The 15,203-nt window shown below is 55.4% G+C and carries 11 protein-coding genes; 4 read left to right on the top strand and 7 right to left on the bottom strand.

The features are described from left to right. Positions 1-2 precede the first annotated feature (2 nt). The 3 genes from mtnN (at position 3) to FE839_RS17280 (ending at position 2,297) form a co-directional block, all read left to right on the top strand. Entirely contained in the window at positions 3-701 is a 699-nt protein-coding gene (gene mtnN / locus FE839_RS17290) for a 5'-methylthioadenosine/S-adenosylhomocysteine nucleosidase (RefSeq protein WP_138362013.1), read from the top strand. Beyond that, positions 694-1,491 carry a vitamin B12 ABC transporter substrate-binding protein BtuF gene (btuF, locus tag FE839_RS17285; RefSeq protein ID WP_138362012.1) on the top strand — a complete coding sequence of 266 codons (798 nt, stop codon included), beginning with the start codon at positions 694-696 and terminating at the stop codon, positions 1,489-1,491. Before mtnN ends, btuF begins: the two co-directional genes overlap by 8 nt. Before the next feature lie 182 nt (positions 1,492-1,673). Continuing rightward, positions 1,674-2,297 carry a TRIC cation channel family protein gene (locus FE839_RS17280; RefSeq protein WP_138362011.1) on the top strand — a complete coding sequence of 208 codons (624 nt, stop codon included), beginning with the start codon at positions 1,674-1,676 and terminating at the stop codon, positions 2,295-2,297. A 39-nt stretch (positions 2,298-2,336) separates the two neighbouring features. On the opposite strand, the gene erpA is transcribed toward FE839_RS17280, so the two are convergent. Together erpA and clcA are read right to left on the bottom strand one after the other, a co-directional pair. Next, positions 2,337-2,681 (bottom strand): iron-sulfur cluster insertion protein ErpA, encoded by a 345-nt coding sequence (gene erpA / locus FE839_RS17275; RefSeq protein WP_138362010.1) that lies wholly within the window; start codon positions 2,679-2,681, stop codon positions 2,337-2,339. An 81-nt stretch (positions 2,682-2,762) separates the two neighbouring features. After that, positions 2,763-4,181: a H(+)/Cl(-) exchange transporter ClcA gene (gene clcA, locus FE839_RS17270; protein WP_138362009.1), complete on the bottom strand. Its 1,419-nt coding sequence runs from the start codon at positions 4,179-4,181 to the stop codon at positions 2,763-2,765. A gap of 448 nt (positions 4,182-4,629) precedes the next feature. On the opposite strand from clcA, the gene hemL reads away from it, so the two are divergent. Further along, positions 4,630-5,910 (top strand): glutamate-1-semialdehyde 2,1-aminomutase, encoded by a 1,281-nt coding sequence (hemL, locus tag FE839_RS17265; protein WP_138362008.1) that lies wholly within the window; start codon positions 4,630-4,632, stop codon positions 5,908-5,910. 141 nt (positions 5,911-6,051) lie between these two features. On the opposite strand, the gene fhuB is transcribed toward hemL, so the two are convergent. The 5 genes from fhuB to mrcB all read right to left on the bottom strand — a co-directional run bounded on the left by fhuB (position 6,052) and on the right by mrcB (position 14,889). Next, on the bottom strand, positions 6,052-8,034 hold the full coding sequence (fhuB, locus tag FE839_RS17260) for a Fe(3+)-hydroxamate ABC transporter permease FhuB (RefSeq protein WP_138362007.1): 1,983 nt from the start codon (positions 8,032-8,034) through the stop codon (positions 6,052-6,054). After that, positions 8,031-8,921 (bottom strand): Fe(3+)-hydroxamate ABC transporter substrate-binding protein FhuD, encoded by an 891-nt coding sequence (gene fhuD / locus FE839_RS17255; RefSeq protein ID WP_138362006.1) that lies wholly within the window; start codon positions 8,919-8,921, stop codon positions 8,031-8,033. Before fhuD ends, fhuB begins: the two co-directional genes overlap by 4 nt. Next, entirely contained in the window at positions 8,921-9,718 is a 798-nt protein-coding gene (fhuC, locus tag FE839_RS17250; RefSeq protein ID WP_138362005.1) for a Fe3+-hydroxamate ABC transporter ATP-binding protein FhuC, read from the bottom strand. Before fhuC ends, fhuD begins: the two co-directional genes overlap by 1 nt. A gap of 48 nt (positions 9,719-9,766) precedes the next feature. After that, the gene (gene fhuA, locus FE839_RS17245) at positions 9,767-12,016 is read right to left on the bottom strand and encodes a ferrichrome porin FhuA (RefSeq protein ID WP_138362004.1); all 2,250 of its coding nucleotides are present in this window, start codon (positions 12,014-12,016) and stop codon (positions 9,767-9,769) included. Between the two features lie 320 nt (positions 12,017-12,336). After that, positions 12,337-14,889 carry a bifunctional glycosyl transferase/transpeptidase gene (gene mrcB / locus FE839_RS17240; protein WP_138362003.1) on the bottom strand — a complete coding sequence of 851 codons (2,553 nt, stop codon included), beginning with the start codon at positions 14,887-14,889 and terminating at the stop codon, positions 12,337-12,339. Positions 14,890-15,203 lie beyond the last annotated feature (314 nt).

Here is a 15,203-nt window from a genome sequence, read left to right as displayed (position 1 = left end):
CTATGAAAATCGGCATTATTGGCGCTATGGAAGAAGAAGTTACCCTCCTGCGCGACAAAATCGACAACCGTCAGACTATCGCTATCGGCGGCAGCGAAATCTACACCGGCCAGCTTCAGGGCGCCGATGTCGCGCTACTGAAATCGGGTATTGGTAAAGTTGCCGCCGCCATGGGAGCGACTCTGCTGATGGAACACTGTAAACCAGATGTGGTTATTAATACCGGCTCAGCAGGCGGTCTGGCGTCGACCCTGAAGGTTGGTGATATCGTTGTCTCCGACGAAACGCGCTACCATGATGCCGACGTCACCGCGTTTGGCTATGAGTATGGTCAACTGCCGGGCTGCCCTGTTGGTTTCAACGCCGACGAAAAACTGATTGCCGCCGCGGAAACCTGCATCAAAGCGCTGAACCTTAACGCGGTACGCGGCCTGATTGTCAGCGGCGACGCCTTTATCAACGGCTCCACGGGTTTGGCCAAAATCCGTCACCATTTCCCGCAGGCCGTCGCGGTAGAAATGGAAGCGACCGCCATCGCACATGTCTGCCACAGCTACGGTGTGCCCTTTGTTGTCGTTCGCGCCATCTCCGATGTTGCCGATCAGCAGTCTCATCTGAGTTTCGATGAATTCCTCGCCGTCGCCGCTAAGCAGTCCACCCTGATGGTGGAAAACCTGGTGCAGCACCTGTCCCGTGGTTAAGTCGTTTAAAACAGCGCTTGCCGTTCTGCTGCTGGTTCCGGCGTGGCTATTCGCCGCGCCGCGAGTGATTACCCTCTCTCCCGCCAATACCGAACTGGCATTTGCTGCCGGCATTACGCCTGTTGGCGTGAGTAGCTATTCCGATTACCCTCCCGAAGCCGCAAAGATAGAGCAGGTTTCCAGCTGGCAGGGAATGAATCTGGAACGCATCGTCGCACTCAAACCGGACATGGTGCTGGCGTGGCGCGGCGGCAACGCGGAACGACAGGTCAACCAGCTAAGCTCGCTTGGGATTAAGGTTATCTGGGTCAAGACTTCGACCATCGAAGACATCATTGCCACGCTTCGTCAACTGGCGCAGTGGAGCCCGCAGCCAGAAAAAGCGCGACAGGCGGCGCAGAAGATGGAAGAGGCGTACCTGACGCTGAAAGCCCGCTATGCCAGAACGCCCAAAAAACGCGTGTTTTTACAGTTCGGAGCTAACCCTCTCTTTACCAGCAGCAAAGGATCGATTCAGGATCAGGTGCTGACGCTGTGTGGAGGAGAAAACATTTTTGCCGGCAGCCGGGTCCCCTGGCCGCAGGTCAGCCGTGAACAGGTGCTGGCAAGGCAACCTCAGGCGATTGTCATTGCTGGCGACGCCAGTGAACTTCCCGCCGTTGCCCGCTTCTGGCGGAATCAGTTAAAAATTTCGCTTATTGCGCTACATGGCGACTGGTTTGAACGGGCAAGTCCACGTATTATCCTCGCCGCAAAACAACTCTGTACGGCGCTTGAGCAGATAAAATAATCACCTGCTAACCAGGTGTCAGGAGCCTATCCCGGTAGGCGTAATTGTTGCAGCCAGTTTGGACACGCACAGCGCGGAACAACCGGAGTGTACATGCAGTACGTGAGGATTGTGAGCGCTGCCTGAGGCCAAAATGGCAAATAAAATAGCCTAATGGGATAGGCTCTAAGTGGAAACTAACGATGCTTGTCTATTGGCTCGATATTATTGGCACTGCCGTATTTGCCATCTCCGGCGTCCTGCTGGCCGGAAAGCTGCGTATGGACCCTTTCGGCGTGCTGGTATTAGGCGTGGTCACCGCAGTGGGCGGCGGCACGATTCGCGATATGGCCCTCGCTAACGGGCCGGTATTTTGGGTAAAAGATCCCACCGACCTGGTGGTGGCGATGGTCACCAGTATGCTCACTATCCTGCTGGTTCGCCAGCCGCGTCGGTTACCTAAATGGGTGCTGCCGGTACTGGATGCCGTCGGCCTGGCGGTATTTGTCGGCATTGGCGTCAACAAAGCGTTTCTTGCCCATAGCGGGCCATTAGTGGCCGTCTGTATGGGCGTGGTTACCGGCGTCGGCGGTGGGATTATCCGCGATGTGCTGGCGCGTGAAATCCCGATGATTCTGCGCACGGAAATCTACGCCACGGCCTGCATCATCGGCGGTATCGTACACGCAACGGCGTATTACATCTTTCATGTTCCGCTAGAAAATGCGGCAATGACCGGAATGGTCGTTACACTGACAATTCGACTGGCGGCAATTCGTTGGCACCTGAAGCTGCCAACTTTTGCGCTTGATGAGAACGGGCGCTGAAAATCTTCTCCGGCGGAGGAATATCCGCCGGGGCAAGTATCAGATGCTGAACGAAGACCCACAGCCGCAGGTGCTTTTCGCATTCGGGTTAGTGACGATAAAACGCGACCCTTCAAGGCCTTCAGTATAATCGACGGAACCGCCGACCAGATACTGCAGGCTCATTGGATCAACCACCAGGCCAACCCCCTGCTTCTCGATAGTCATATCCCCATCGTTAACCTGATCGTCAAAGGTAAAACCGTACTGGAAACCGCTGCAACCACCACCGGTGATATACACCCGCAGCTTCAGGTTCGGATTATCTTCATCCGCAATCAGATCTTTTACTTTTATCGCTGCGGCGTCGGTAAACTCAAGCGGCAACGCTACATCATCACTCATTTTATGCTCCCATTGATACTTCTGACCGGTTAAAGAATGACCCGGTCTTTTGAGCCATTATCCAATACCCGAGTAATTCGTTCAAGTATTCTCCCCACCGACCGGCTGCGCCTTTGCTGCCTGTTCAGCCTCTTGTTTCGCCAGAGTACGCTGCAGAATTGTCGAGTATAAAGGCTTGCCGCCGAGGAACTGCGCCAATAGTGTTGCGCCGAGACAGGTAATAATCATTGGCAAAATGAGCTGATAGTTGTCGGTCATCTCCAGCACCAGCACAATACCGGTCAATGGCGCACGTACCGAGGCTGCAAGCAATGCCCCCATGCCGGCGATGGCAAAGGTTCCCGCATCCAGATGATACGCCGGAAACAGCGGCATCGCAGCCATACCGAATGCCGTTCCCAACAGCGTCCCCAGCGCCAGCATCGGCGCAAAGATACCGCCAGGCGCGCCGGAAGAGAAGCACAGCAGCGTGGTAATCACCCGGGCGATAAAAATAAACAGTAGCAAACCAACAGAAAAGTTGCCTTCTGCGGCAATTGGAATCAGGTTAAATCCACCTCCCGCCGCCGCTGGCTGAATAAAGCCAAGAACGCCGCAGCATCCACCAATCAAGCCGCCAATCAGTACCCACTTCCGGGTATTTCCGCCATGAATATACTGGAACATATCCTGGGTACGCAGCACCAGAGTATTAAACAACGGGCCGATACAGCCAAAAATCATCCCCAGAATCAAATAGAGCCACAGCGTGTTAACCGGCGCATTGCTCAGTTTACCGACTTCAATAATCGCGTTCTCGCCATTAAAAATGCGATAAACAATGGTCGCCATAATCACGCCGGTAAACACAGCTTTAATGGAGATCAGATTGTAGCGAAACTGCGGGCGCATCTCTTCAATAATAAACAGAATACCGGCCAGCGGCGCGTTAAACGCGGCGGAAAGCCCGGCCGCCGCGCCGGTGGCCAGCAGCGTATGCCGGGCTTCCGCACTGCGCATGCGGAAAATATCGACCACCATACGCCCGATATTGCCGCCAAGCTGCACCATCGGCCCTTCACGCCCCAGCACCATACCTGCGCCCAGCGTTCCCATCCCGCCAATAAATTTTACCGGCAGCACGCGCCACCAGCGTACGGGCCGCAGTTCCTCCAGCGCGCCCTCAATTTCCGGGATCCCGGAGCCCCCGGCTTCCGGCGCAAAAAGACGCACCAGCAAATACCCCACCATCGCCAGCAAGCCGGAAAAAACAAAAGCCAGCAGCCAGACCAAAAAACCGTGGTCCGCCACCTCAACCAACGTACCGATACGTATGTTTTGCACCCAGTTAACGCTTTTCTCAAAAGCGACGCCAATCAGCCCGGCCAGGATGCCAACTACAGCCGCCATTAATAAGACCGCGAGGGGCGTTTTATCACGCTGAATCAGTCGCCGCACAGCATCGCCACGGCGAATCCGCACAAACTGATGTTCTGCATAAGAGGGGTTTTCTGCTTTCATGCCATTATCAATTATTGGTAATACAAATGGAAAGAGGGCATTTTAGCCGCACTAATCGGTTCCGTCGCCAAAAAAATGCACAATTGCCATACTGTTTCACTTGGGCAAAGCTTTTATACCTTAAATAATTCGAGTTGCAGGACAAAACGGTTAACCGTTTTGAACAGCGCTTGCGCGGGCCTCACAGAGGTGAGGCCACAGGCGGAATCACGCGGCGACGCAGTGAATCTCCGGGAGCGTACTCCAGTGCGTGACAGGGGTGAGCGACAAATCTGTCAGGAACAGATTTGCACGTCGCCGGGCGACGGCCCGTAAGAGTGAGTCTCATGGATGAGACGAGTCGCTCAGAAGCCAGGGCACATGCAACAGAAGTATGACGGGTATATAACCTTTCGGGAATAACTTAGAATAGCCAGCAAAACATTTTTCACGAACCAGGACCCTGGCAATGAGCAAATCTGAAAACCTGTATAACGCTGCGCGTGAACTCATCCCCGGCGGCGTGAACTCTCCGGTACGCGCCTTCACCGGCGTCGGCGGAACGCCGCTGTTTATCGAGCGCGCCGACGGCGCCTATCTCTACGACGTCGATGGTAAAGCGTATATCGATTATGTCGGTTCCTGGGGCCCGATGGTTCTGGGGCACAATCATCCGGCAATCCGCAACGCGGTTATTGAAGCGGCCGGGCGTGGTCTAAGTTTTGGTGCGCCAACGGAGATGGAAGTCAAAATGGCGGCGCTGGTCACCGAACTGGTTCCGACGATGGATATGGTGCGCATGGTGAACTCCGGCACCGAAGCGACCATGAGCGCCATTCGCCTGGCCCGCGGCTTTACCGGCCGCGACAAAATCATCAAATTCGAGGGCTGCTATCACGGCCATGCCGACTGCCTGCTGGTGAAAGCCGGTTCCGGCGCGCTGACCCTCGGCCAGCCGAACTCTCCAGGGGTCCCGGCTGATTTCGCTAAACACACCCTGACCTGCACCTATAACGATCTGGCATCGGTTCGCACTGCGTTCGAACAATATCCGCAGGATATCGCCTGTATCATCGTGGAGCCGGTCGCCGGAAATATGAACTGCGTCCCGCCGCTACCAGAGTTCCTGCCGGGGCTGCGCGCACTGTGCGACGAGTTCGGCGCGCTGTTGATTATTGATGAAGTGATGACCGGTTTCCGCGTGGCGCTGGCTGGCGCGCAGGATTACTACGGCGTCGTGCCGGATCTGACCTGTCTTGGCAAAATCATTGGCGGCGGTATGCCGGTCGGCGCCTTCGGCGGACGCCGGGAAGTGATGGATGCACTGGCACCGACGGGGCCGGTTTATCAGGCAGGTACCCTGTCCGGCAATCCGATAGCGATGGCGGCGGGCTTCGCCTGCTTAAACGAAGTCGCTCAGCCAGGCGTGCATGAAACCCTTACCGAACTGACTAACCAGTTGGCTCAGGGTCTGCTGGACGCCGCCGGCGACGCCGGAATTCCGCTGGTGGTGAATAACGTTGGCGGTATGTTCGGTATCTTCTTTACCGATGCGCCAGCCGTCACCTGCTATCAGGATGTGGTCAAGTGCGATGTGGCGCGTTTCAGACGCTTCTTCCACCTGATGCTGGAAGAAGGTATCTATCTTGCTCCGTCGGCGTTTGAAGCGGGCTTTATGTCCATCGCCCACAGCGAAGAAGATATTGATAATACCATCGCCGCGGCGCGGAACGCTTTCGCGAAGCTGTAAATAAAAATCCGGGCTATCGGGAGATGAGCGATAGCCCTGGCCTGTTCCGTTCACTGGCAATACGAGAATATTTTTGATATTCCTTGCGTGTGAACGGCATCAGGCCTGAAATCGGGGTTTTACGGTGCAGAGAGGTACAAACTACCGACGCTGATTTCTTAGCAGATAAATAAAGTACGGCGCGCCAATAAAGGTCGACAACAGCCCAGCCGGGATCTGATACGGAAACATCATCATCCGCCCGCACCAGTCAGCAAACACTAACAACATTCCGCCAATCAGCCCCGACATCACCATATGCGGCATCGTACGCCGGAACCCCATCATGCGGGCAATATGCGGCGCCATCAGTCCCACGAAACTTAGCGGGCCGATTGTCAGGGTTGCCGCCGCCGTCAGGCATGCCGCTAACAGCAATAATCCAATACGCGACCACGTCAGCGCCATCCCGACGGCCCTCGCCGTCTCAGCACCTAATGGCAGAATCGTCAGCCAGCGACGACAAAATGGAGACACCCCCAGCAGGATCAGCATCACGATACCGCTACGCACCACTAATTCTGGCGTTGCGCTGTAGGTTGAACCGGAAATCCACGTCAGGATCTGCGCCATTCTCGGGTCTCCGCTGGCCTGCAGCATCATCAGCAGCATGGTAAACGCGGTACTCAACGCCATACCGGCCAGCAGCATACGATGCGGCGAAAACCCGCCGCGCCCGGCAGCGATCAGAATAACCAGCAGCGTTGCCGCCGCCCCAAGGCTACCGGCAGGCAGCAACCAACCAAACGCATTACCCGGCACAAAGAACAGCATCACAACCACGCCGAACGCTGCGCCGGAACTGATGCCGAGTACCTCCGGGCTGGCCATCGGGTTACCGGTCAAACGCTGAATAATACAGCCTGCAACCGCCAGCATCATCCCGGCAAACAGCGCCGCCAGGATGCGCGGCCAGCGCCAGGGCAACAGTTGATCCAGTAAGGTACCGCTGGCCCAGTGCCAGCCTTGCGCATCACGGCCAAAGGCCAACGCAACGATGATTGTCAGCAGCAGGATCAGTAGCCCACCGAGCGCAAACCCCAGCACATTTTGTCGTTCAGCCCGGATGTTATCGCCGCCGTTCATCACCGGGGCACTCATACTACGCAGACGTGGCAACAGCCACAGCAGTAGCGGCGCCCCAATCAACGCGGTCACCGAACCGGTGGAAACTTCCATCCATACTCGGGTCAGCCACAGGATAAGCTGATCGGAGAGCCACAGTAACAATGCGCCCATCACGGTTGCCAGCAGCAGGCGCGATAGCAACCGGCGAGCGCCGAGCATCTTCGCCAGCAGCGGCGCAAACAGACCGATAAAGCCGATGATCCCCACCGCATTAACCAGCAGCGCACTGAGCACTATCGCCAGGGTCAATGCCCCCAGACGCGCCAGAGACAGCGCCAGCCCGAGGTTACGCGCCACGCCATCGTCCAGCCCCATCAGGGTCAGGGGACGCAGGAGCAGTAACGTGAGGATCCCACCGCCCAACAGTTGCGGCCACAGGCGCTGTACCACGCTCCAGTCGGTCTGCGTCAACGTTCCGGTGCTCCACAGGAACATACTTTGCAGCTGGTCATGGTGGAAAATCACCATCAGTTGGTTAATCGCCCCGCAATACAGGCTCACCACCAGCCCCGCCAGGATCAGGGTGACCGGTGACAGGCGTTTTCCCCAGGCGACGCCAAACACCAGCGCCCCCACCACGCACGCGCCTGCCAGCGCCGCAAATTGCGTGGCCAGCGCGCCGGGAATCGCCCACAGCGTCGTTACCGTAATCCCTAGCTGCGCCCCTGTCGCCACGCCAAGGGTCGTTGGCTCCGCCAGCGGGTTACGCAGTACTTGCTGGAATAGCACCCCGACCAACCCAAGCCCGGCGCCAACCAGCAGCGATATCGCCAGCCGCGGCAGCAGGCTGTAGTGGAACAGCATTTGCGCGATATTGTCGATATCCGGCCGCCAGAGCGCCTGTCGCCAGGCGGTTCGCGGCAAAACCGTATTGAGGTTGGAAAGCGTTAACCCGAAAGCGGCGATAAATAGAATGGCGAGTAACACCATCGACAGAGGAGAAATTCGCGCTCTCACGCCGGACCTCCCTGCGCATCGGCCAGAATGCGGGCAAAATGCATCGCCGACAGCGTCGCGCCATAGAACCACACCGCCGGAACGCGCTGAAAACGCCCTGCGCGGACAAAGGGCATCGCTCGCCACAGCGGTGTCGCCATTAATTGCGCCATTTCCCGTTCATTACCATGATCGAAGCAGATAACGTCGATGTCTCTGTAGGCCGCCAGTCGGTCGATGCCGACGGTGACGCTGCCCCAAAAGGTCGTTTCGCCCTGCCAGGCGTTGTTGATACCAAAACGATTGAGCACATCCTGAAACAGACAGTTTTGCGCAAAGATCAGCGCATGACGGGCATCCAGCAAGGTCATCATCAGCAATGGACGATCGCCACGTTTTGCAAAGCGCGGACGAAGGTTCGCCATGAGCGCGTCAAATTCCGCCAGATGGCGCTTCGCTTCCCGCTGTCTGCCGAGCAGCTCAGCCATTTCATTAAGCGATTGCCGGGCCACCTGCAGCGGTTTTTTGCCGTCGCTGAAGGTAAATCCTCTCCCCGGCGCAATACGCGCCAGCTTTTCCGCCGAAGGACCATATCCTGCCGACCAGACGAGGAACGAGGGTTTCATCTGCGTCAGCAGTTCCAGATTCGGCTCGGTGCGCAAGCCAACATCAATCACCGATGACGGAAGCGCCGGTTCGTTTACCCATAGCGTATAGTTCGGAATATCGGCGACGCCGTAAGGGGTCACCCCCAGCGCCAGCAGCAACTCTACCGGCAGCCACTCCAGAGCGACAATTCGCCGCAGATCAACCTCTGCCGCCCGTGCGTCGCGCATCTGCCACAGCAGCGGTGACAACGCCATTGCGGCCAGCAAACGTCGCCGCGTGATTACATTCAAATTTTCCATCAATAGACAAAACTTACCGGTGCAGCGCCCGCCGGATGCGGCAGAATTCCCATCGGAATACCATAAATGTGTTCCAGGGTTTCGCCACGCATCAGTTCCGTCGGCGTTCCCTGGGCAATCATTTCACCGCCGCGCAGGGCCACCAGATAGTCGCAGTAACGGGCAGCCATATTAATGTCATGCAGCACGGCAATTACCGTCAGCCCTCGCTGCTGGCTGAGGCGATGAACCAGCGCCAGGACATCCACCTGGTGGGCAATATCCAGCGCCGAGGTGGGTTCATCAAGCAACAGGCAGCGGCTATCCTGAGCCACCAGCATGGCAATCCACGCGCGCTGACGTTCACCGCCGGAGAGGCTGTCCACCAGCCGATGAGCCAGGGATTTCAGGCCGACCAGCGCGATGGCCTCTTCCACTTTCTCCCGATCCGCCACGCCAAATCGCCCCAGCGCCCCGTGCCACGGATAGCGGCCAATCGCCACCAGTTCGCGCACCGTCATGCCTTCCGCCGACGGCAACTGCTGCGGCAGGTAGGCGACTTTGCGGGCAAACGCTTTGCTGCCCCAGTTGTCGAGCGGCTGCCCGCCGAGCAGGATATCCCCATCAGAAGGGGGCTGGTGGCGACCAAGCATTTTTAGCAGCGTCGATTTACCGGAGCCGTTATGGCCAATCAGGCCCGTCACTTTCCCCGCAGGGAAAGTTAATGAGAGAGGATGTAAAAGCGTGCGGCCAGGGACGCGAAAAGCGACATGACGGAGGGCGAAAGTCGTATCGTGATGAGAGATGTTTTCCTGCATAGCGGCCAACTTGTCAAGCGGGCACGGTAAACCGTGCCCAAAGGGAAATTAGAAACGGAAGGTTGCGGTTGCCACGACCTGACGGTCGGCGCCCCAGAAGCAACCATAGGTATTAAAGCAGCTTGCGACATACTCGCGATCAAACAAGTTATTCACATGCAATGCCACGTTGGAACCCGTCATACCGACACGTGCCAGATCGTAACGAACCAACGCATCGACGACCGTGTAGCTTCCAACCTTGAAGGAGTTCGCCGGATCGCCATAGCTGGAGCCAGTGAAACGTCCACCGGCCCCCAGCGTCAGACCGGACAATGAACCATCAAAGAAGGTGTAATCACCCCATAGTGACGCCATATGTTTTGGCACCTGAGCAGGCGTATTCCCTTTGTAGCTGGTATCTGTAGTGTATTCAGCATCAGTGTAAGTATAAGATCCCACGACATTGATACTTGCCGACAGCGCCGCTTTCGCTTCAACTTCCACACCACGAGAACGAATTTCACCACCAGCAACGGAGAATATCGTACCGTTTGGATCCGCCATCAAATTATTCGTTTTGGTCAACTGGTACACAGCACCAGTAATGACAATCGGACGGTCGTTCGGTACATACTTCACGCCGGCTTCGTATTGCTTACCTTTAGACGGCGAGAAAATATTACCGGTTGCCCCCGTTTGTGAAGCTGGCTCAAATGACTCACTATAGCTGAAATAAGGTGTTACCCCATTGTCGAACAAATAGTTAACACCGCCACGCCAGGTAAATTCTTTATCGTTACGGGAATTCTGAACGCCAGAATCACGGTTTAAAGAGTCCTGCTTCGCCCAGTCGTAACGCCCACCGAGGGTCACCAGTACTTTATCCCACTGCATTTGATCCTGTACATACAGACCAGTCTGCTGCTGTTTATTCAGTACCTGATATGCGCCAGACGGCCCCGGATGTGAACTGAAATCAAAGTCGCCACGATCAAGATTATAAATATCAGACGGCGTGACAGAACCTGCGTAACCAAACCAGGAATTGATATCATTACGCATACGCATATAGTCAATGCCAGTCAGCAGCGTGTGCTCTAAAGCTCCGGTCACAAACTTGCTTTGCAGTTGCGTATCGACAGAAAAGTTCTGTAACTTCTCGCTATCAATCACGTATTGACGAGTCAGCGTGTGATCCCATTGTGATTGTGGAATACTGGCACAAGGGCTGTTATTCGGATCCTTTGTATAGAGAGGATCCGAACACATGCCATAGCCATAAACGCTGTTCTGCGAGACCTTGTTTTGCGCATAGCGCAGGTTCTGACGCACGGTAAAGGTATCGTTGAACTCATGGTCAAAGCTGTAACCCACCATTTTCTCGTTACGAGAGTAAGTATTATTGTCAGCACCTTCATTGAAATCAGTGGGAAGACGCTTACCGTTCGGCAATGTCGTTACCGTTCCCTCTTTTGGCAGCCAGCCGTAATAACCCGTCTCCGGCTCGTTCTGGAAGTAAGAGAGGAACGTAAAGTTGGTTTTATCATCCGGACGCCAACTGAAAGATGGTGCGACTGCATAGCGTTGTTCTTTCGAACCTTGTTGCTGGGCATTCGCAGAACGGGCAAGACCAGTTAAGCGATAAGAATAAACACCGTCATCATCCAGCGCATCACTAAAATCGAAGCTGGTCTGGAACAAGCTGTCGGTACCCATCTTAAATTGAACTTCTTTCAGCGGTTCCGTTGTCGGACGCTTGCTGACCATATTCAACAAACCACCTGGGTTACTTTTTCCGTAGAGAACGGAAACCGGGCCCCGCATGACTTCAGCGCGCTCCAGCATGTACGGATCAATCACTGCGTCATTGTAGAAATTGCCCTGCATCTTCAGGCCATTCAGATAGTTATTCTGGCTTTGGCCGTCAGCGGCGAAACCTCGGATAATCAGGTAATCATATGTGTTAGACCCGCCACGCGTTCCCACAGCAACACCTGGCGTGTAGCTTAGCGCTTCTTTCACCGATTTAGGCTGATGCAGCGCCATCTCCTCCGCGGTCACCACAGAAATAGACTGCGGCACTTTTTGAATGGGGGTATCCGTTTTGGTCGCCGTAGCGGATTGTCTGGCCGCGATAGTCGCCGCCGGCCCCCAGGCGCTCTCTTGTGGGGCTGGTGCCGCGGTAACGGTGATGGTGTCTTCTTTCGGTTCAGTTGCTGCCTGCGCATAAACAGACATGCCGCTAACCGCTGTGGCTACTACCACTGCGAGTTTACGCAGCGAGTGATTTTGCTGAGCAGTTTTTGGACGCGCCATGAGGATATCTCTAATAGAATTGAATGATAAAGAAAACGAGAATTATTATTATGCCGAATGGAATAATAGGCGAAAAATGGAATATATGGCAAGGAATATGCCCCCGAAAAGGAGGCGATGCTGAATAAATAACCAGACAGTTATTATGGAGTTACATTTCCGTTAGGCAGTTTGTAGTCATCATACTTCGGGCTACAGATACCCAACTCATTACGGCAATATGGCAATATAAAGAAAAAACCCCGGCAGCATCGATAACGATGCCACTGGGGTTTCTGAACGTCGCCAACAAAAAGCGGCTTTAAGGCTTAAGCGAGTAATTATTTACTGCCAAACATCTCTCTAATCCAGCCCGCGACGCCGTCGCTTTTCTCCTGCTCAGGCTGCTGATTTTGCTGCTGTTGCGGCGGCTGCCCGGAAGACTGATTGAACGGGTTATTCTCCTGCTGCTGCTGGAGCTGCTGCTGTTGCATCTGCTCTCCCTGGCGACAGAGCTCATCCGGCGACGTTGTCCATACCGGCAGCGAGCGCATCCCACCGCTGCAAACGAAGTTACCGTTACTGTCGATCCCCATATCCACCACATCTTCCGGCGCCGTCAGATCCAACGGCGTTGGGGTTTCGTTAGCCAGATAGCGCTGATAAATCGACATCGCGCCGCTCGCACCATAGAGCTTCGTCGGCTGGTTATTATCGCGCCCCACCCAGGTAATGGTCACCTGGCTACCGTCAATACCGGCAAACCAGGTATCGATGTTATTGTTGGTGGTCCCGGTTTTACCCGCCAGATGGAGTCCGGGATATTTCGCGCCCAGTTGACGACCGGTACCGCGCTGCACCACCTGCTGCATAGTCCATAAGGTCATGTAGGCGGCCTGGGCCGGAACCACGCGCTCCGCCTGCGGATAGCTCTGATACAGCACGGTGCCATCTTCGGCGATAACCGAACGCAGCGCCGACAGCGGCGCGCGGTTACCGCCGCTGGCGATGGTCTGAAACGCCTGAGCCACTTCTATCGGCGTCAGGTTCAGTGCCCCCAGCAGCATAGACGGAACCGCATTAAGCTGATCTTTCGATACCCCCAGTTTTGTCCAGGTATCAATCACCGCCGGTAAACCCAGCGTCATGCCGAGGTTCACCGTCGGCACGTTCATTGAACGCGTCAGCGCATCCACCAGCATCACTTTGCCGCCATCGCTATAACGATGATCATCGTTTTGCGGCGACCACGTCTGGCCGTTAGACAAATGAATGGAGATTGGCGCATCGGCAATCCAGGTGTTGAGACGATACAAATTCGGCTGACTCAGGGCGGTTAAATAGGTCGCCGGTTTCGCCAGAGAACCAATCGAACGGCGTGCCTGCATCGCCCGGTTGTAACCGGCAAACTGCGGTTCCGCGCCGCCGACCATCGCCCGCACTTCGCCGGTAAAGCGATCGACTACCACGATCGCGGTTTCCAGATCCGGCAGCTTACGCTGTTTTTTCAGTGCCGGAATACCGTCTATCGCCGCTTTTTCCGCCGCATCCTGCGCGACGGGATCGAAGGTGGTAAAGATCTTCACGCCGGAAAGATCTTTCACTTTATCGCCCAGCTTCGCCTGTAGCTCCTGACGTACCAGTTGCATAAACGCGGGCTGCGGCGAGATCACCCCGCCACGCGGCTGCACCCCCAGCGGACGCGCACTCAGCATGTCATACAGTTCCTGATCGATAATCTTCTGCTGTTGCAACAGACGCAGCACAAGATTACGTCGCTCCAGCGCCAGCTTCGGATTACGCCACGGGTTATAGATCGACGCGCCTTTCACCATCCCCACCAGCAGCGCCTGCTGATCAAGGCTCAGCTCTTCCACCGGGCGGCCAAAGTAATACAGGCTTGCCAGCGGGAAGCCGCGAATTTCGTTGTCGCCGCTCTGACCGAGATAAACTTCGTTCATATACAGCTCAAGGATGCGATCCTTGCTATAGCGCGCATCGACAATCAGCGCCATATAGGCTTCATTAAGCTTACGCCAGTATGAACGTTCGCTGGAGAGGAACAGGTTCTTCACCAGTTGCTGGGTCAGGGTACTCGCGCCCTGCACCGTACGGCCGGCGGTCAGGTTGGCCAGCACCGCACGACCAATGGAGTAAAGGCTAATCCCGTCGTGTTCGTAGAAATGGCGGTCTTCCGTCGCCAGCAGCGTATCGACCAGCAGATCCGGGAAGCCATTGCGCTTCACGAACAGGCGTTGTTCGCCATTCGGCGATTGCAGCATGGTAATCAGACGCGGATCGAGGCGGAAGAAACCGAACTGGCGGTTGTTATCCATATTCACAATGGTTTCCAGATGACCGCCAGAAAAGGTCAGACGCGCGCGCACCTGCCCTTCTTTACTGTCCGGGAAATCGAACGGACGACGGATCATCTCGATGCTGTTGGCCTGAACGGTGTATTCGCCCGGGCGCGTCATAGCGCTCACCTGGCGATACTGCGTGGCGTTGAGCAGACGCACCATTTCGTTTTTGCTGATCTGCATATCCGGTTCAAGGTTAACCATCCGACCGTATACCGCGGCAGGCAGGTCCCAGACTTTACCGTCAATTCGGCTACGGATTTTCTGATCGAGATAAACGCCGTAGGCAGCAATCACTACCGCACAGACGATGCCAATCTTAATCAGCAGCCACAACCAGGTGCGTTTACGACGAGGGGGTTTACCGCCTTTGCCTCTTCCTTTCCTCGGCATCGGTTTTTCATCCTCATAGTCATCATCATCGTAATCATCGTCGTAGTTCTCTTCCCGAACCCGACGGCGAGTTACCTTTTGTTTTGTCGGACGCGAGGGTCTCCCCTTACGTCCGATCGGCTCGCGGTCATCTCCCGCCATGCTGTTTCTCCGCAACTTACAGGCGTAAAGGCCTGATTCTCAATATTTCCCCGAATCAGGGAAAGAAGAAATCTCTCAAATTGACGCCAAAATCTCCTGGCCTTCAGGCTGCCATTCATGGATGACGCCATGGATGATCATTTTGCTTGTATCATTTTTAATTTAAATTAAACATATAAATCAAATAATTAGAAGCATCATCAGCAAAACAGTTCATGACATCGCCCTGCCTGCCCGAAAGAGACAGGATAGCACTAAACCGCGACATTCTTAACCAGCATTTTACATGTTCACCAGCGCCAAAAATGGAAATA

Source organism: Klebsiella indica (genome assembly GCF_005860775.1).
Lineage (GTDB): Bacteria > Pseudomonadota > Gammaproteobacteria > Enterobacterales > Enterobacteriaceae > Klebsiella > Klebsiella indica.
Note: the sequence above shows the minus strand (reverse complement) of the source record. Positions and strands in the feature narration are given on the sequence as shown.